We start from the raw sequence: 18,634 nt of genomic DNA, 5'->3' as shown, positions 1-18,634 counted from the left end.
AGATTGAGGTTTGAGGACTATTGCTCTTTTAATAGACACCCGACGTGCCGCCACCATCTACCGCGATAGCCGTTCCCTGAATGTGGCGCGCACGCTCGGAACATAAAAACAACGCAAGTCCTGCGACGTCTTCAGGCTGCCCGATTCTGACGATGCCGTCCTTGGCGATCTGTGCTGCGCGCACTTCTTCTACCGACAAGCCGCTTGCTGCTGCCCGCTGACTAAACAGTTGTTCGACACGAGGGGTTTCTATCAAACCCGGCAGGATTGCGTTGACGTTAACGCCGTCAATTTTACCCAAGCCAGAAAGTCCCTTGGTAAAGTTGTGCATGGCGGCATTGACTGAACCACCGACCAAAAATCCGAAATCTGGCGTACGCGCAGCACCGCCGATAATATTGACCACGTGTCCATTCGCTGCTTTTAGCAAAGGCCAGAATAAGCGGCAAAGGGCGACGCAACCAAAGAACTTGAGCGCGAACCCATCCTGCCAGTCTTCCGAGGACTGCGAAAGAAAAGCACCAGCGCGCGTGGCGCCAGCTGCATTGACCAAAATATCGCAACGCCCATAACGCTGGGAGACAAAATCAAACACCGACTTGCATCCCTCCTCTTGGCGCAGGTCGGCAACATAAACGTCGGGACGCAACGCAACGTCGCCCACGCCAAGGTCTGACGCCGCCGCCTGATTTGCGTGCGCGGTGAGAACCGTTTGCGCGCCCTCGGCTGCGAACGCGGCGGCAATTGCGCGCCCAATCCCACCACTGCCACCGGCGACAACGACAATTTTTCCTGAAAATTCGTTTTCCATGATGCGTGTATTCCTCGCTGCGTTGCGTTAATTTACATTGAGTTCAGTTCGGGGTTAATTTCCCTTCATCGCTCTTTCTCGCTTACAGGTTAATAATACAATCATTACACTGTGTGCCACAGCCGCTGTCGAATGTTCGGTAGCGGGCTATGGGCAACTATTAGCTAAAAATGGCCGATCATCTGCTTTCGACTGCCCCGATCCTTATGCCAGAATTACGCTCAAACCGGCATTTTTCGGAACGCGACCGCAAAGCGGTTCCAACTATTAATAGATGTCACCAACAAGGTTAAATCCATCAACTCGGCATCATCAAAGAACGGCCTGACTGCATGCCACACCGCATCCGGCACGTGATCGTGTGATACCAGTGTCAGCGCCTCCGTCCATTCCAGTGCCGCGCGTTCGCGGGCGGTAAAAAATAGCGACTCGCGCCATGCCACAACAGTCGCCATCCGGCGCTCGGTTTCGCCTGCCTTACGCGCTTCCGTGACGTGCATATCGACGCAAAAAGCGCAGCCGTTGATTTGCGAAGCGCGCAGACGCACTAACTCTTTTAGGGTGATATCCAGCGTTCCTTTGCTGACCTGATTTTCAACCGCCATTAAGGCTTTGATGACGTCGGGATTGTTTTTGTAAAAGTCGAGGCGGGATTCCATTTTGATGTCTTTGCTAAGTTGAGTGATAAGGGATAAAAAATATTTTAGGTAATTCAATACATTTAGTATTAGGACTCACGCAAAACCGTCCCAACAGGGCTTGCCGAAGACAGTGCCTGAGTATCGGGCCTCGTAGCCGACTAGGAGAGCACAACGCAGTTGGGGCGATTTGCGTCAGTCCTCAGTATGCGAATATCATGGCAGTATCGAAAGAGCCAAGAAACATCAAAATGACTAGTCCATGAAAAAACTTCATCCTGTCCCGCTCACACTGGAACTGCAAGTTGATCGCACGCTGCAACTGCCTATCTATTTGCAAATTTGCCAACGCTTCAAGACAGCCATTGCACAAGGCCACTTACGCGCAGGCGATCGTGTACCCGCCGTGCGGGCGCTCGCGACCGCGCTCAATTTAGCCAGAGGGACGGTGAAAATGGCCTACCAGATTTTGACGGATGAGGGGTATTTACAAGTCCGGGGCGCAGCCGGCACTGTGGTATCACCCTCACTGCCCGTTCCAGTGGCACACAAGCCACTCCGCCTTGCGGCTGGACCATTGGCACCGGCAATGACCGATTACGATGGACTGGTACCTAAGCCGATGCAACTTGGTCTGCCTGCACTTGACGCTTTTCCTCGCAAGGTCTGGAATCGTCTTGCCGCGCATCGCCTGCGAGATTCTGAATCGATTGGATTAGCGTATCCTGATCCCTTAGGCTATCGCCCGTTGCGCGAACGCATTGCGACTTATCTGGGGCTGTCGCGCGGTGTTAGTTGCATGCCTGAGCAGATCTTCGTCACCGCGGGTTACCGCGCTACGTTAGAACTCGTTTTGCGCAGTCTCGCCGCACCTGGTGATGCCTTCTGGTTTGAGGATCCCGGCTATATATTGGCGCAACTGTTTCTGCGCAACGCTGCCGCCACGTTGGTTCCTATCCCTGTAGATGAGCATGGCTTAATGGTTGAGGAAGGATTGCGCCTGCGTCCGGACGCGCGGTTTGCCGTGGTGACGCCTTCGCATCAAAGTCCGCTGGGCGTCACGCTGTCGCTGGAACGCCGAATGGCCTTGCTCGAATGGGCCAGTTCGGCGCATAGCTGGATCATCGAAGACGATTACGATAGTGAGTTCCGCTATCAGGGACGCCCTCTACCCGCCCTAAAAAGCCTTGATCGCGACGACCGGGTCATTTACAGCGGCACCTTCAGTAAAGTAATGTTTCCCGGTCTGCGCCTATCTTATGTGGTGGCACCACTTAGCGCCACCGCACGATTTCAGACTGTGTGCGCCGATCTGAATGCAGGCTGTCCGTCTCTATTTCAGGCCAGTGTGGCCGACTTCATCGCTGATGGTCATTTCTCACGTCATCTCAAAAAGATGCGCCTGTTGTATGCCGAACGGCGCATGATCACCGCACAAGCGTTCCAGCAAGTGTTCGGAAACTGGTTACGTATTGATCTCCAACCGGGCGGTCTACACATCGTGGCAAAGTTGCCAGAAGGTACGGATGACGTCGTGTTAGTCGAACGCGCCCGCACCGCTGGCTTTGGATTGCACGCGCTGTCGCGTTGGTACATTGACGCCCGGCCACAACCCGGGCTGGTCATCGGTTTTGCAAATATCCCCGATTCAGATACCGCCATCAGTCTTGCTTTAAGACTAAAACAAGCACTGAATGCCTAACAAAATGCCACTACAAATATAACGATTTTTTTAAATGTATTCCAAATGACGTAAGCGGCAAGCATGCTGTCACCCATTGTCGTTTATAACCTGAATTTTCTACGGCACTATGTGACTACTTGCAACGCACAGAACGGTATGTCGACCATCATCTCGCGCCGCGCCGCAGCAACCGCCTCTTCCACCGCCGCATCACCAAATACCAAACCTTCCAGAAGGATGAACTTGACGTTTTTAATCCCAATAGAGCCCAGCGCATAGCGCATATAAGGCGTCAAAAAATCTGGTTGACGCGCCCGCTCACCCGCATGGAAGCCGCCTGAACCAACGATCACGAACGTTGGACGATCTTGCATCAATCCAATCTTTCCTTCTGGCGTGGGACTAAAAGTACGGTGAATCCGCAGCACATGATCAATCCACAGCTTGAGTGAAGCCGGGACAGTAAAATTATGCATCGGCGTAGTGATCACTAGCATATCGGTTTGCTCAATCTCGCCGATCAAGCGCTCTGACCAATCGAATGCATCTGCTATTGGCGTTTTTGATGTGATTGCGGCAGCATATTTCTGATCGATTATCGGCAAAGGTTCTGCTACCAAATCGCGCTCAATGAGCTTTACATCTTGCATGTTCGCTTCGGGTGATTGCTTGAGGGCGGCGAACATCTCTTTGGCTAAACGATAGCCGTGACTCGCTGTGCCATGGGGGCTACAGTTCAACAGGAGTGCATGCATCATGCTACCCCTCTTGGCATCAAAGCTTCGACAAAATGCATTCCTCTTGCCAACAGACCATGGCGGAAATAAAACCGCTGAGCCAGTGCCATATGCAGCCCGGTATCCAATACAAAATGCGCGCACCCTGATTCTATCGCCTCTTGCCGAACCGCCTCTAACAACTCGCCACCCACGCCAGAGCGTTGCAAGCGAGCGGTCACTACCAAGTCATCAACATAGATAAACTCGCCATAAATCAGATTTTCTTGAAGGCGATATCCCGCTAAGCCGAGTATTTCATTGTGCTTGTATGCGGCAAGCAGACGATAGCCTTGCGTACGCTGTCGTTCTATCTGCGCCGTGAATAACTGCGCATCCTGCAAATGCGGGCGCAGCTCTTGCATGACTGGGAAGGCAGTCAGGATAGTTGCCGGATCGTCCAACTGCCTGAATTCGGTGGGTCTGTTCATGAGATTCCTCTTCGCTTGAGCCTCTACTATAGCGTCGCAATGGCACATCTTATAGTGCCAAGAAATAGTAAGCCGACTAGGACATCAAGCAAAACATATCAAGATTCTAACGCTGCAATCCACCCTTATTTATGCAATTTGTTGCGCGTTCCCCCCCCCTTTTTTTGCATCATTAGTCCCATCACAATCGCCACAACCGCGATGCCGCTTGCGACATAACCGATACTTCCGATCCCAAAGCGTTCAATACCAAAGCCGCCAATCATTGCACCAACGCCGATGCCCGCATTTGCTGCCGACACGTTGATCGTACCGGCCAGGGCTTGTGCGTTGGATGCCGCTTTCATGACACGTACCTGACATATCGGAAATAAAGCCGTATAAGCAATCCCCCATATCAACAGGTCCAATCCCAGCCAGCCATACGACCCTGCCAATGGCACGCTACCCGCCATCCCAATCGCCAGCAAAAGTGTAAATACAAGCGTCGCGCCGAGGGGACTGCGATCAACAACATAACCACCGATCCAATTACCCATCATGCCCATTGCACCAAACCCCATTAACCACCATCCGACTTGCGAAGTTGGGACGCCCGCGACACGTTCGAGCGTATCGGCCAGATAAGTATAGGAAGTGAACATCGCTGTAAACACCACAATGGATAAAGCAACGTTAGCAAGAAAGTGGGGATCCTTCAGAATCTGCGTCTGCTCGGCAATTTTGACGCGCTGCGGACGCGCGACGGTCGGCATAAACATGACCAACAACCCCGCCATCAACAAACACAATACCGCCAAACCCCAAAACGTCCCACGCCAGCCAACGGCATCCGCCGCCAGCGTTCCCAAGGGAATACCGAACAGCAGCGCCGCAGATATCCCAAAGTAGACTTGCGACACGGCGCGGCCCGCGCGTTCAGGCCCGACAATTTGTCCGGCAGTTTCACTCGCCGTGCCCCAGAAAACCGGCAATGCCAATGCAGCAATAAAGCGTGCCAATGCAAGTATCCATATATTCGTCCCCAAAGCGGCTAATGCATTTGATACGGCAAAAACCAGCATGATGACGATGAACAGGCGCTTGCGTTCAAAATGCGACAAAAAAACGGTCAGCACGGGGCCGAATAGCATGACAGTGAACGCAAAAAGTGTGACCAACAGACCGGCAGTAGAAATCGATATACCGAGGTCACGCGCCAAAGCGGGCAACAAACCGACGATCAGGAATTCGGTGGTAACGATGACAAATGCCGCAAACGCGAGAATCGCAATGGACAGACCTTGTTGACCTGGGTGCGAGGCGATGTCAATGGCTGGAGATAAAATTGGCGGCGAGGCTGGTGATGCGGGGACAGCGGACGACATAATAAGAAAACTTTCTTAATTGAAATGTATGGCAAGGATATGCGAGAATAGAATTCTCATATAAGGTGATTTTTCTCAACTTCTAAGAATTAAATTCCTTAATGACCTATTCAATGGCTAAATATGCATCCGACCGAACAGTTTAAGGGTATCGAAACCTTTGTTTATACGGCAGACGCAGGAAGCTTTGCCGCGGCGGCCATTCGCTTGAATCTGACCAGTTCCGCCGTCAGCAAAAGCGTGGCAAGACTTGAGTCCCGGCTTGGCGTGCGCCTGTTCGAACGTACTACGCGGCGCTTGAGGTTAACCGATGCTGGTCAGACCTATTACCGCACTTGCACTGCCGTACTGGAAGAACTCAAGGCGGCAGAAACTATTCTGGCCGCCCAAACCATCGCACCATCTGGGCGACTGCGGGTCGATTTACCTTCATCGTATGGTCGCTCCCAAGTCATGCCGGTGCTGCTGGCGTTTGCCCAGCTCCATACCAAAGTACGTCTGCACGTCTCTTTTACCGACCGCTTCGTCGACCTTATCGAAGAAGGAATTGATGTCGGTGTGCGTATTGGCGGCCCCGATAGTTGGCCGGCATCATTGGGCCACCGCTACCTCGGCAGCGAACGGTTGATTTTCTGTGCAGCGCCTTCCTATATCAAGCGACGCGGAATGCCAAAGACTGAAGCAGATATGGACGCCCACGATGCCGTCCTCTACCACAAGGCAGATGGCACCAGCAGTCCCTGGAGGATCAGTCACGGCAACGGACATATCGAGCACCGGGCGATAGAAGGTGGAATCGTGCTCGGCTTGGGTGAAGCCCAAGTCAGCGCGGTATGCGCGGGGGCCGGGATCGCACAATTGGCAACCTGGCTTATCAAAGACGAATTGGCGAGCACAAAGCTGGTTGAAATACTGCCGCAGTTAGCAACAGAAGGACTTCCGCTGTCGCTGGTATGGCCACGCAGTCGACAGTTACTACCAAAGGTCAGTGCCCTCCTTGATCAGTTGACAGTATCTTTATCCGTTAGCTAAATTGCACGGAACCTAGCTGACGAGGACAATGTAAGTGCGCGTCGCGCACGCCGTTCTCATTGATGAGAAACAATCAGGCATTTACATTGCCCAAGATAAACCACAACCGATGAAGACCCATTTCACCTAGACGAACAATCAGGCTTGCCAATCATATTGGCATAAATAAGGCCATCTAAGAATGGCAATGTACGTTATCCTTGCAACTATTCTACAATTCCAATATTATAGAAATATAGAATTAACTCGGACTACAATAATGAATACTCAAACTGCTATCGCCGCCCTAGCCGCACTGGCACAGGATTCACGCCTTGCCGTGTATCGCTTATTAGTGCAAACCGGACCATCCGGCATGCCGCCCAGCAAAATTGGTGAGCAGCTTGGCATTCCACCATCGTCGCTATCATTCCACCTAAAAGAACTGACCCATGCGAATCTGGTCACCTCAAAACAAGAGGGACGCTTCGTTATTTATGCAGCCAATTTCACCACGATGAATGGCCTGGTCGGATTCCTTACTGAAAATTGTTGCGGCGGCAATCCATGCACCCCGAACCCTACCTGCAACGCAGAAACCACCCAAACTTAAACCCGACAATGCATCGACACTAAATAAAGACATCAAAAACCCAACCAAACACCATCGAGATTACGCAACGACAGGTAAGACCGCTTGCGTGAATTACCTCCGTCTTATCGAGAAATACTATGACGATCCAATGCGAAGCTCCCGCAAAATCAAACACTGCTGCGCCCATGAATTTGTTTGAACGTTACCTCACGGTTTGGGTGGCGTTATGTATCATTATCGGGATTGTTCTGGGCCAGGGATTTCCCCATGCAGTACAGACTATCGGCGCGCTGGAAGTCGCTAACGTTAACTTGCCGGTTGGCTTGTTGATCTGGGTGATGATTATTCCCATGCTGCTGAAAATCGACTTTTCTGCGTGGAATCAGGTTAAAGGACATGTGCGCGGAATCGGTGTTACCTTATTTATTAACTGGGCAGTCAAACCTTTCTCGATGGCCTTACTCGCCTGGGTATTTATCCGCCATTGGTTTGCACCGTATTTGCCGGCTGACCAGTTGGATTCTTACGTGGCAGGATTGATCCTGCTGGCCGCCGCCCCTTGCACCGCGATGGTATTTGTCTGGAGCCGTCTGACCGGCGGCGATCCCTACTTTACGCTGTCACAAGTTGCCATGAACGACTTGATCATGGTGTTTGCGTTTGCGCCCTTGGTCGCCCTGCTTCTTGGCGTATCGAGTATCACCGTCCCTTGGGCGACATTACTGACCTCAGTGGGTTTGTACATCGTTGTGCCGGTGATCATCGCCCAGCTATGGCGCAAATTGTTGCTACGACGCGGGCAATCCAGCTTCGATAAAGTAATGGATCGGATCCAACCTTGGTCGATTTCGGCGTTATTACTCACGCTGGTATTGCTCTTCGCATTTCAAGGCAATGCGATCATTGAACAACCGTTGGTCATAGCATTGCTGGCTATTCCGATCCTGATACAAGTCTTTTTTAATTCCGCAATGGCTTATTGGCTTAACAAAATTGTTGGCGAAAAGCATTCGATTGCCTGTCCATCCGCATTAATCGGGGCGTCCAACTTCTTTGAATTGGCGGTTGCAGCCGCGATCAGCCTGTTTGGCTTTAAATCCGGCGCGGCGCTTGCAACGGTGGTCGGTGTGCTCATTGAAGTACCGGCCATGTTAGTCGTTGTCAGCGTCGTTAATCGGACGCAAGGCTGGTACGAAAGACGTTGAGTTGGGCTGGGCAATGGGCCAGATTACCAGTCCCATTTCTATAAACAGAAAATTTACACGCTTTTAAGAAAGTTATTCCATGAATATCACGATTTATCATAATCCTGCTTGCGGAACATCCCGCAACACATTGGCTTTAATACGCAATGCCGGAATTGAACCCGAAGTGATCGAATACCTGAAGCAGCCGCCGTCACTTGCAACACTGACAAAGATGATCTCCGATGCTGGCCTGACGGTACGGGAGGCTATCCGACAGAAAGAAAAGTTGTATTCGGAGCTCAGCCTGGACAATGACGAGTTAACAAATACACAATTACTTGAAGCCATGATAGCGCATCCGATACTGATAAACCGGCCATTTGTGATCACGCCAAATGGCACGCGCTTGTGCCGTCCGTCCGAGTTGCTACTCGACATTCTACCTATCCCACAACGGGCATCGTTCAGTAAAGAGGACGGTGAAGTTGTCATCAATGCGGAGGGGCAACGTGTCTCAAAATAAAACTGAGCGCATGATGGAAAGCCTTCTACCATGCGATCCTGCAATGCCGAACATTCAAGCCGACCTGTTTCACACGCCATTGATATCGGATTTTACTGGCATCGCACGTTCGTCCCACGCGCCCCGTTTCCTGTTGTTGTATGGATCATTACGTGAGAAATCTTATAGCCGCCTTCTTACCGAAGAAGCTGCCAGACTTCTCAATGCAATGGGTGGTGAAGTCAAAATATTTGATCCGCGTGACTTACCGTTGCCTGATGGCGAGCCCGATAGTCATCCAAAAGTGCAAGAGCTGCGCGCACTTGCCCAGTGGGCCGAAGGTATGGTCTGGTGTTCACCGGAGCGCCACGGCGCGATGACAGGCATCATGAAGGCGCAGATCGACTGGATTCCGTTATCGATCGGTGCGGTGCGTCCAACACAAGGGAAAACCTTGGCGGTGATGGAGGTATCCGGTGGATCACAGTCATTCAACGCGCTCAATCAGATGCGTATTCTGGGGCGCTGGATGCGGATGATCACCATTCCGAATCAATCTTCCGTTGCAAAAGCCTTTATGGAGTTCGACGACGCAGGCCGCATGAAACCTTCCGCCTACTACGACCGCGTTGTCGACGTTATGGAAGAGCTGTTTAAATTCACCTTGCTCACCCGTGATGTTTCCGACTTTCTGGTGGACCGTTATAGCGAACGCAAAGAAAGTGCCGAAGAATTAAGCAAGCGGGTGAATAAAGCCACGATCTGATGGTTATTTTTATTAAAAAAAAATTCTGCGATCCGATCCCTGTGCATTTTTTTGCTCCGGGATCATCAAGGGCAACGTCGGCGGAGAAAGCGAAAGATACTTTTGAGCAAAGATAATCCCTAACGTTACCGCTATCAAAAAATACCGCAACACCTTCAGCTTAAAGCCAATTCAAACCATGCTTTAATCTACACAAATCAACGGAATACTTGGTAAGCTAGTGCGATATTTTACGCATAATCGACCTCCAATGAAGCCAGCCTCCTCTCACTCGCACGCCGCCCTAATTGAAGGCCCGATAGCAAAAACCTTGTTCTTTTTTACATTACCGATTTTATTCGGCAACGTATTGCAATCGTTAAACGGATCGGTCAATGCGGTATGGGTGGGCCATTATCTGGGCGAATCTGCATTGACCGCGACCGCCAATTCAAACGCTATTCTATTTTTTCTCATCACCAGCGTTTTAGGACTTGGGATGGCGGCCACGATACTGGTCGGGCAAAGCCTTGGTGCAAGAAATACCGATCAGGCCAAACGCGTAGTCGGCACCAGCATCACCTTTTTTCTCTGCTTGTCTTTGCTAGTTGCCATGTGCGGATTTCTATTCTCCCGACGGTTGATGGAGTGGATGCATACGCCGCATGATGCCCTGCCCTTGGCTGTTGCTTATTTGCGCATCATCTTCCTGGCGTTGCCGTTTCAGTTTTCAACCATCTTCATCACGATGATTTTGCGCGGCGCTGGCGATACCAAGACGCCGTTAAAATTTCAGATGCTATCGGTCGGACTCGATATTGCGTTAAATCCATTATTTATTTTCGGTTGGGGTCTCATTCCACCACTTGGTATCGCGGGCTCGGCGGTCGCCACGCTAGTCGCACAAAGTATCAGCCTGACCGCCCTCGTTAGCTTCTTATATTATAAAAAACACTTCCTTTGCCTGCATGCTGGCGAAGGACATTATCTGCGCCCCGACCGCGCGATTTTGAAAGCCATGATCCTTAAAGGCATTCCGATGGGATTGCAAATGGTGGTGATCTCTCTATCCATGATCATGATGATTTCGCTAGTTAATCATTTTGGAACTCAAACCTCCGCTACCTATGGCGCCTGCCTGCAACTTTGGAATTATGTACAAATGCCAGCGCTCGCCGTCGGCATGGCCGTATCTTCCATGGCAGCGCAAAATATTGGTGCACGCCGACTGGACCGGGTCCAGCGCATTGCGATGGTCGGGATTATGTTTAACTTTCTCATGACGGGTGGTCTGGTCACCCTGATTTACCTTTTTAACCAGACGGCGCTTTCGCTCTTTTTGCCGGCGCATGTAGATGCCCTACCTATCGCACAACACATCAACGCCATGGTCGCATGGTCTTTCGTGGCCTTAGGCGTGACCTTTGTATTATCGAGTGTGATGCGTGCTTCGGGTGCCGTAGTGGCACCGCTGGTGATTCTATTCCTGGCGTTATGGTGCATACGTCTACCATTTGCCAGCGTGCTGATGGAAAGTTGGGGAGCAGACGCACTCTGGTGGAGTTTTGGCGTTGGCTCGTTATCGGCGATGCTGATGTCTATGGGCTATTACCGTTTTGGTCCATGGCGCAATGCGCATATGCTTCCTGTTTCTCCTGCAAGCGCTACTTAAAAAAAATCAGGACAGAATAAAATTCTCCACGCATCACCTCCATCTATCAAAGTGGAGGCGATGCATGTCTATTTTTCGCACGGATAATACAACCCCAAACCACAAAGCACCTGGTGCACGGTCAAGTCCGACCAACAATTCTCCTCCTCCCGCCACCGCCTCCGCCGCCATGCCGACCTTACGCTACAAACGAGACTTCAGCTCCATCTTCTTCATATAGTGGCGAATAGAAAAATCCGTTCATTCACACAGATTACTCTGCCATCAAAGACTTTTATTTATAGACCAATCTCGTAAATTTTCAGATTTTTCTCGACGCTATTTAGTTGAAAATGGTCCTTCGCTTTTTAAATAATAGTCCAATGTTTATTTGGGAAAAACGTTAGTGCGTCTTTCGCTGCATTTCGCATTGCGCCCTTTTATGGCTCTCGTACGGATTTGCCTTCATCTTTGTCTTCTTACACTTGTAAAGAACCCGACATCATGGCTGCTGCAAACAAAGGTTTTACGTTGGTTGAGCTAATGATGACCATCGTTGTATTCGGCATTCTGGTGGCAATTGCTTTGCCATCAATGCGTGACTTTGTAGATGAACAACGCGTCTCTACCAGCGTAAAAGAGTTTATTGCCGCCAATCGCCTAGCCAGATCCGAAGCGGTCAAGCGCGGTAAGCGTGTCACCGTTTGCAGTAGCGTCAACGGAGATATCGGATCGAATGTCTGCGCTTTGAAGACCAATTGGTCCAGTGGCTGGTTGACGATGACCAATGACAGCGGTGGAAGCGGCGGAGAAATAACCGCCCGGCGCGGCGCGTACCCTAAACAATTGCTGGTTGAGGCGACCGTGACTGCATTGCACTATCAGGATACTGGAAGAATCGAAACAAAAACCGGGGTAAGTCCATTTTTCTTATTTAGTGTCGATCATAAATTTGTTCACAAAGTATGTATCTCAATCAACGGACATGTGCAAATACATCGACAAAATGGCGAGTTTATTCCGGCTTGTTGAACATAAGATATATCCTATGATGAGCTTCATCAACAATCAGAAATGGCAAAAAAAGAAACGCCTGAAAATTGCGGCCCAGCGGTCCCGACAAAGCGGAGTCGGCATGATTGAGGTTTTGGTCGCACTCCTGATTTCGGCGTTCGCTTTACTCGGTCTGGCAGGATTACAGGTCATCTCATTAAAATATCAAAAGGTGGCACAATTTCGTTCATTGGCTAGCCAGACCAGTGCAGATATGGCCGACCGCATACGAGCCAATGCCAGGTCCTCCGCAGCGGGCGACTACGTGACGCACGACGACTATCTCACCAACAGAACTCCCTCAAGTCATTGTAAATTCACTTCGTGCACACCCCGACAAATCGCGGCAGTGGATCTTTTCAACTGGCGCACCGATTTGAGGCGATCAATCGCCGGCGGCTGGGGAAACGTTACTGGCGACGCGACCAACGGCCTTACTCTGACTGTATATTTTTCTGAACCCAATAGAGCCAAAGCTGCTAATGGCGACAAGCCCGATCCGAATTGTGCCGCCAACTTTCCTAGCGGTACGGATATCAACACAATCCGGTGTTTTAAAACGGTATTTGTGCCATGACGACCATCCTGCTAACGATTCCTACAAAGAAGCATCGTGGATTCTCCCTGATTGAATTGATGATCTCATTAGCGATTGGTTTAGTGCTGATGGTATTCGTTACCAGTCTTTTTTTTAGTAGCCACTTTAGCGCTCGCTTAAACGACGACAACGCGCGCATTCAGGAAGATGGCTACATTGCCATGAACATGATAGGTCGCAATTTGATGCAAGCCGGATACGGCAATATGCGCACAACCACTGCCACAGACTTTAGCGGGATCGGATTCAAAGCCTGTCAGCGAGGTTTTAAGTTACCGTTGACCGATGACTTTCAATGTAATACGACGGCCAAACAGCCCGAATTCATTGTGAGTTATATGGTAAATACGGAGATAGACCGTTGGAATTCCTCAAACTATTGGGATCAAACTAGCGTTGATTGTAACGGCGCACTACCGGGCTATACCGATCTTCCTGAGCCTACGTCAGTCGCGGTGATCAATCGCTATTTTACAAAAACGGTACATGGCGAGACTTCGTTATTTTGCGAGGGTAACGGAAAAATTGTTAACGCTCAAGAACCGGCTCAGTCAATGTTAAGTAATGTCGACAAAATGATATTGACCTATGGCGTGGATACCAAAGGTGTCTATTCTCCCTCGACTTTTTTCAGCAATGCCGATGACGTAGAAGCCCTTCCTATTTCAGGGTCCAACAAGACTAATTGGGATCAGGTCATCAGTGTAAAGGTGTGCATTGCGCTGCATAGCGACAACGAGGTGACTTCGACCCCGCAATCTTATCGCGATTGCGATAACACGACCAGAATTGCACCTAATAAAAAATTGCATACTACGTTAACACGCACTTTTGCCTTACGTAATCACGTACAACCTACGTTGCTGGATCAATAAATGCACGCAAAATATTCTATATATTCAGATAGTCGTCATGACCCAGCGAACGTTTCCCACCACGCACCACGAAGCAGTGATCGGTGTGTCCAATCGGATCATCACTTTTTCCACCATTCATTAGATGAAAACGCAAGTTTTTCCAAGATTAAGCCGGCTAGAAAACTAAAAATAAATCTGCGGAATAAGACGATATCAAAGACGATAACAAGGCAAGCCGGGATTGCCTTGCCTTTGGTACTCATTTTTTTTGTCGTCATGACGCTACTGGGAGTGACCGAAATTCGCAATGCTACCTCGGGCGAAAGCTTGGCGGGCAATGCGCGTAATCAGCAAATGGCGTTTCAAGCCGCGGAGCAGGCACTCCGTCATTGTGAAATCGATCTGCAAAAAAGTATAAGAAACGGCGCAAGAAGCGACTACGAGGGTCTCACATTAAAATCGATTTATCCCAAGCCTTACGGCGTAAAAAGCTCACCAAAATGTCGGGCCACCGACATTTCAGACACTTTGCAATTAGGTCCAACGGAAGTCAGCAGAGATGAAAGCATCTTCGTCTACCAGATCACAGCGCGCGGCACTGGTCCCTCCGACAATGCGGTTGTAATGCTGCAGAGCTCTTTAAGGTTTAAAAAATGAGAGATACGCAAATCATGTTACCAACAACACTATTCGTCAGATTAGCCTCATCCCGATTATTCGTGCGCAGAATACATGGTCGCGGACTCAAGTTAATACGCGATACAGCAGTCAGCATCACTGGCTTAACCATGATGGGATTATGCAGCAGCGCGTTGGCTGAAATTGCGCAGTCTCCCTTATTTTTGGCGGAGCCACCACCGCCCAATCTCATGTTTATCTACGATAATTCGGGCAGCATGAACTTCGAGACTCTAACGGGGGACGATGTAACCAATGCGTATACATCCCCCCAATATAATCATGACAAATACGGATGGATTTGCAAGAATTTTTGCTTTCAGCAACCAGACAAAAATCAGGCCGCTTTTTTCTCAAGCGATTGGAATCCAATTTATTACAACCCAGCACTCACCTATACCCCGGGACTGTTGGCTAGCGGTCGATCTATGGCGAACGCAAATGCCACCTCGACATTATTGGATGGGTACGCTAAGACCGGTCAAAAAATTCCCCTCACGGCAATTTGCCACGTCACTAAAACATTTAAACTTCCCCTCTTCCACCCACAGACATTTGCTACAAATAAAACTTGTACGAAGTCCGGCCCCATTATCAAGGCGCAATATGCGTACTATTACACATGGCACGGTCAAGGAAAAACAAATGGATCGCAGTACCAAGATCAATTCTACGTACGAACAGACATTCTGCCCTCCACCGCTTTTTATCCACGCGCATCGACGCGTAGCGATTGCACAAAAAATGCCACCAAATGTACATATAACGAAGAAATTCAAAATTTTGCCAACTGGTTTTCCTATCATCGCTCCCGCCATCTGGCGATGAAAACTATGCTTGGTATCGCCTTCTCGGGGTTGAGCGATCGCTTCCGCATTGGCTTTTCAACGATTAATCAAAATAAGACACGGTTTGTTCCAATTGCCAGTTTTACTAGCGCACAAAAATCACTATGGTACGAAAAGTTATACACCAGCGAGTCGAATGGAGGCACGCCGCTTGCGATAGCACTTGATAATGTCGGAAAGTACTACCAAGGACTTGGCATGCCTGGCATCTCACCCGCACCGCCTGATCCGATTCAATTAAAATGTCAGTCAAACTACGCCATTTTATCGACCGATGGCTTTTGGAATCTGTCGAATTCAAAAGTTGATAATTTCGATAAAAGCGTGCCGTACGATTTACCTGCTCCGGTGCCGCTTGACCCGGTGTCCGGAAAGCCTTTCATCCCAGGCCAACCTTTTCCTCCACCTTTCTATGAAGGTGCTACCCCGACATCCGGCACCCTGGCCGATACGGCGATGAAGTATTGGTTGACGGATATAGGATCCCGACCAGGACAAGGTGGAACAGTCGGACATATCACTGCCAATAACAAAGATCCGGCAACCTGGCAACATATGGTGACGTATACCGTCAGCCTCGGTGCAAGTGGCGTATTAAAATATCAGCCGGATTACCAAACCTCACTATCAGGTGATTACGCCGGAATTAAAGGCGGCTATCGAAGCTGGCCAGTGCCCGTAAGTGATAAATCAAATACCATCGACGACCTTTGGCATGCTGCGGTAAACGGTCGTGGTAGTTATCTCAATGCACAAAATCCCACGATCTTAAAAAATGGTTTGATTGAGATGCTGAAATCCCTCAGCGACATACAGGGTGCGGGGTCGAGTATTGCCTATGCCGGCGCTACGGTCGGTGCGGCTGGATTCTCTTATGCTCCAAGCTTTCAATCCACAAAATGGACTGGACATTTAAAGGCTTACAGCATAAAAAATGGGGTACAAAAAGAGCTGCAATGGGACGCCGCAACACTATTTCCGCCCTGGGACTCGCGAAATATTGTGACCTGGAATACAGGCACAGGCGGAATAAAATTTTCATGGAGTAACTTAGACCCCTTTCAAAAAATTGATCTGGGATCGGAATCGATATCGGAATATTTGCGCGGTAATAAAGCATCCGAGCAGACGGTAAACAGTAGCGGTGGCACTTTTCGATATCGTGAAAACTTGCTCGGCGACATCATCAACTCATCACCGTTACATGTCGGAAAGGCCAATTTCGGTTATGCAACATCAGCCTCTGATGGAAACGGCGGCGAAACGTATGCCGCGTTTCTCAATAAAAAAGAAAGCAATCGCGCCGCGATGGTTTATGTCGGTGCGAACGATGGAATGCTACATGGTTTCGACGCTCAAACCGGGATTGAAAAATTCGCATTTATACCGAATTCCGTTTATCCCCATTTGAAATCATTGAGCGATCCGGCTTATAAACATCATTATTTCGTCGATGGACAATTGGCACAAGGAGATGCCTATCTTGGTGGGCAATGGAAAAATATTTTATTAGGCAGTACTGGTGCGGGTTCACACGGCGTATTTGCGATTGATGTTACTAGTCCCGCGAGCCTCGGCGCACGCAGTATTTTATGGGAACTTGGCGCCAGCGGTGACTTTAAAGATCTGGGCAATGTATTAGGAACGCTGGCGGCCGTACGTTTGACAAATGGAAGGTGGGCGGCGATCTTCGGAAACGGATATAACAGTGCGAGCGGTAGAGCGATTTTATATGTAGTCGATCTTGCCAGCGGTAAGCTGATTCATCAAATAGACACAAGGATTGGCGATACATTGACGCCAAACGGATTATCCACACCGGGCTTGCTGTTCAATCATAAGCGTGAATTGATCGCTGCGTACGCGGGTGATTTAAAAGGAAATTTGTGGAAATTCGATATGTCATCCACCTCTCCTTATAATTGGGTATCAAAAAAAATGTTCACGGCCACCACCGCCAATGGAAGCATTGCGCCGATTGTTCAACAACCGCTATTGACACCGCACCCAACGGCCGGCTTTATGGTGACCTTTGGCACCGGAAAATATTATGAAACGGCCGACAAAACCAATACGGATAAGCAAGCCTTATATGGCGTATGGGATAAACCTGGGCTATTCACAACAAAAGACCGCGGAGATTTACAACAACAAGGACTCACGCCAATGGTGCAAAACGGCGTGACGGTAGGACGTATATTAACCAATAGAGCTGTCGACTGGTCCTCTAAGCGAGGGTGGTATATCGATATGCTAGATCCCGGCGAACGATTTGTTGGGCGCCTACAAGTCATAGAAAATGTTGTGCTGCTGTCGACAACGCTTGGCCCCACCGTAAATCCCTGTGACGGGGGCGGTACATCGTACACGATGGCAACCGATATCCTGAACGGGAGCGTCGCTAAAGATTTTGTTTTTGTCGATAAGGATGGCAAACCAATACAGGATGCCCAAGGTAACAACGCTAGCGCAATTGGAACTGGCGGCACTTCTTCCGAAGGCGTAAGTATTCCCGGTACATCAAACGACTGCATTACCATCAATCAACTGGATGGCAAAACTACATGCATACCTTATGTCACGTCGTCGGAGGTCATACGGCGATGGCGCCAGATAGTTGTGTCAGACCAATAAAGAAATCTAAGCGGCGCTGATTGGGATACGCCATGAAGCGTTAATGCCTATTATTTGTACGCTGCGTGAAGAGAAACACATGTTGAAGAGTGACTCAATAAACAGCGATGACACCATTCAGGAAGCCACAGTGAGCAGAAAAAAAATACAAAAACAAGTCGGATTTACTTTGATGGAGCTGATGATCGTGGTCGCGATCGTTGGGATTTTAGCTGCTATTTCCGTACCTAGTTATGCCGAATATATAAGGCGCAGTGACAGGACACAAGCGATGACGGCATTGCTACGAGCCAGCAACTGGCTTGAGCAACAATTTACGGTGAATAACACCTACCTGGTCAATGGAACACGTCCGATTTTGCCGCCGGAATTGGCCCGCTCACCAGAATCAGGAAATATCAGATACAGTTTAAAGGTTACTGCGAGTTCTGACAGTGCGTTTACGCTTCAGGCTGCTCCTAGATTAGGGGATAGATGCGGTACGTATGTTCTGGATCAATCGGGGCAGCGAGGTCTGATTGGTGCCAACGTCAATCTGGTGGCGACATGTTGGGGCGGTGGCTAATTC

General features: G+C 49.6%; 19 protein-coding genes. 14 read left to right on the top strand and 5 right to left on the bottom strand.

Annotated elements, in window-relative coordinates; translation table 11 throughout:
* Window positions 1-28: 28 nt before the first annotated feature.
* Together RGU75_RS13070 and RGU75_RS13065 are read right to left on the bottom strand one after the other, a co-directional pair.
* Window positions 29-811 carry an SDR family oxidoreductase gene (locus tag RGU75_RS13070; RefSeq protein ID WP_322236576.1) on the bottom strand — a complete coding sequence of 261 codons (783 nt, stop codon included), beginning with the start codon at window positions 809-811 and terminating at the stop codon, window positions 29-31.
* A 221-nt stretch (window positions 812-1,032) separates the two neighbouring features.
* A complete protein-coding gene (locus RGU75_RS13065) occupies window positions 1,033-1,470 on the bottom strand; it encodes a carboxymuconolactone decarboxylase family protein (protein WP_322236574.1) in 438 nt (145 codons plus the stop codon).
* Window positions 1,471-1,711: 241 nt separating this feature from the next.
* Here RGU75_RS13065 and RGU75_RS13060 point away from each other — a divergent pair, with 241 nt between their 5' ends.
* Window positions 1,712-3,151 (top strand): PLP-dependent aminotransferase family protein, encoded by a 1,440-nt coding sequence (locus RGU75_RS13060; protein ID WP_322236572.1) that lies wholly within the window; start codon window positions 1,712-1,714, stop codon window positions 3,149-3,151.
* 107 nt (window positions 3,152-3,258) lie between these two features.
* Here the strand turns inward: RGU75_RS13060 and RGU75_RS13055 are convergent, their stop codons facing one another.
* The 3 genes from RGU75_RS13055 to RGU75_RS13045 all read right to left on the bottom strand — a co-directional run bounded on the left by RGU75_RS13055 (window position 3,259) and on the right by RGU75_RS13045 (window position 5,707).
* Entirely contained in the window at window positions 3,259-3,888 is a 630-nt protein-coding gene (locus RGU75_RS13055; protein WP_322240504.1) for an NAD(P)H-dependent oxidoreductase, read from the bottom strand.
* The gene (locus RGU75_RS13050) at window positions 3,888-4,340 is read right to left on the bottom strand and encodes a GNAT family N-acetyltransferase (protein WP_322236570.1); all 453 of its coding nucleotides are present in this window, start codon (window positions 4,338-4,340) and stop codon (window positions 3,888-3,890) included. The genes RGU75_RS13055 and RGU75_RS13050 overlap by 1 nt, the downstream gene beginning before the upstream one ends.
* 125 nt (window positions 4,341-4,465) lie before the next feature.
* Complete coding sequence (locus RGU75_RS13045; protein ID WP_322236568.1) at window positions 4,466-5,707, bottom strand: MFS transporter; 1,242 nt, start codon at window positions 5,705-5,707, stop codon at window positions 4,466-4,468.
* 123 nt (window positions 5,708-5,830) lie between these two features.
* On the opposite strand from RGU75_RS13045, the gene RGU75_RS13040 reads away from it, so the two are divergent.
* The 13 genes from RGU75_RS13040 (at window position 5,831) to RGU75_RS12980 (ending at window position 18,631) form a co-directional block, all read left to right on the top strand.
* Window positions 5,831-6,739 carry a LysR family transcriptional regulator gene (locus RGU75_RS13040; RefSeq protein ID WP_322236567.1) on the top strand — a complete coding sequence of 303 codons (909 nt, stop codon included), beginning with the start codon at window positions 5,831-5,833 and terminating at the stop codon, window positions 6,737-6,739.
* A 259-nt stretch (window positions 6,740-6,998) separates the two neighbouring features.
* Entirely contained in the window at window positions 6,999-7,331 is a 333-nt protein-coding gene (locus RGU75_RS13035) for a metalloregulator ArsR/SmtB family transcription factor (protein ID WP_322236565.1), read from the top strand.
* A 119-nt stretch (window positions 7,332-7,450) separates the two neighbouring features.
* On the top strand, window positions 7,451-8,518 hold the full coding sequence (gene arsB / locus RGU75_RS13030; protein ID WP_322236563.1) for an ACR3 family arsenite efflux transporter: 1,068 nt from the start codon (window positions 7,451-7,453) through the stop codon (window positions 8,516-8,518).
* 79 nt (window positions 8,519-8,597) lie between these two features.
* The gene (gene arsC, locus RGU75_RS13025; RefSeq protein WP_322236561.1) at window positions 8,598-9,023 is read left to right on the top strand and encodes an arsenate reductase (glutaredoxin); all 426 of its coding nucleotides are present in this window, start codon (window positions 8,598-8,600) and stop codon (window positions 9,021-9,023) included.
* Between the two features lie 13 nt (window positions 9,024-9,036).
* The gene (gene arsH, locus RGU75_RS13020; RefSeq protein ID WP_416186866.1) at window positions 9,037-9,768 is read left to right on the top strand and encodes an arsenical resistance protein ArsH; all 732 of its coding nucleotides are present in this window, start codon (window positions 9,037-9,039) and stop codon (window positions 9,766-9,768) included.
* A gap of 250 nt (window positions 9,769-10,018) precedes the next feature.
* A complete protein-coding gene (locus tag RGU75_RS13015) occupies window positions 10,019-11,419 on the top strand; it encodes an MATE family efflux transporter (RefSeq protein WP_322236559.1) in 1,401 nt (466 codons plus the stop codon).
* A 64-nt stretch (window positions 11,420-11,483) separates the two neighbouring features.
* Complete coding sequence (locus RGU75_RS13010) at window positions 11,484-11,639, top strand: hypothetical protein (RefSeq protein ID WP_322236557.1); 156 nt, start codon at window positions 11,484-11,486, stop codon at window positions 11,637-11,639.
* Between the two features lie 263 nt (window positions 11,640-11,902).
* Window positions 11,903-12,430 carry a GspH/FimT family pseudopilin gene (locus RGU75_RS13005; protein ID WP_322236555.1) on the top strand — a complete coding sequence of 176 codons (528 nt, stop codon included), beginning with the start codon at window positions 11,903-11,905 and terminating at the stop codon, window positions 12,428-12,430.
* A gap of 16 nt (window positions 12,431-12,446) precedes the next feature.
* Complete coding sequence (gene pilV / locus RGU75_RS13000; RefSeq protein WP_322236553.1) at window positions 12,447-13,028, top strand: type IV pilus modification protein PilV; 582 nt, start codon at window positions 12,447-12,449, stop codon at window positions 13,026-13,028.
* Complete coding sequence (locus RGU75_RS12995) at window positions 13,025-13,924, top strand: PilW family protein (protein WP_322236551.1); 900 nt, start codon at window positions 13,025-13,027, stop codon at window positions 13,922-13,924. The genes pilV and RGU75_RS12995 overlap by 4 nt, the downstream gene beginning before the upstream one ends.
* Window positions 13,925-14,563 (top strand): pilus assembly PilX family protein, encoded by a 639-nt coding sequence (locus tag RGU75_RS12990; protein ID WP_322236549.1) that lies wholly within the window; start codon window positions 13,925-13,927, stop codon window positions 14,561-14,563.
* Window positions 14,560-18,066, top strand: coding sequence for a pilus assembly protein (locus RGU75_RS12985; RefSeq protein WP_322236547.1), 3,507 nt, complete (start codon window positions 14,560-14,562; stop codon window positions 18,064-18,066). Before RGU75_RS12990 ends, RGU75_RS12985 begins: the two co-directional genes overlap by 4 nt.
* 43 nt (window positions 18,067-18,109) lie before the next feature.
* Window positions 18,110-18,631 carry a type IV pilin protein gene (locus tag RGU75_RS12980; RefSeq protein ID WP_322236545.1) on the top strand — a complete coding sequence of 174 codons (522 nt, stop codon included), beginning with the start codon at window positions 18,110-18,112 and terminating at the stop codon, window positions 18,629-18,631.
* Window positions 18,632-18,634 lie beyond the last annotated feature (3 nt).

Source organism: Glaciimonas sp. CA11.2, assembly GCF_034314045.1.
Classification (GTDB): Bacteria; Pseudomonadota; Gammaproteobacteria; order Burkholderiales; family Burkholderiaceae_D; genus Glaciimonas.
Note: the sequence above shows the minus strand (reverse complement) of the source record. Positions and strands in the feature narration are given on the sequence as shown.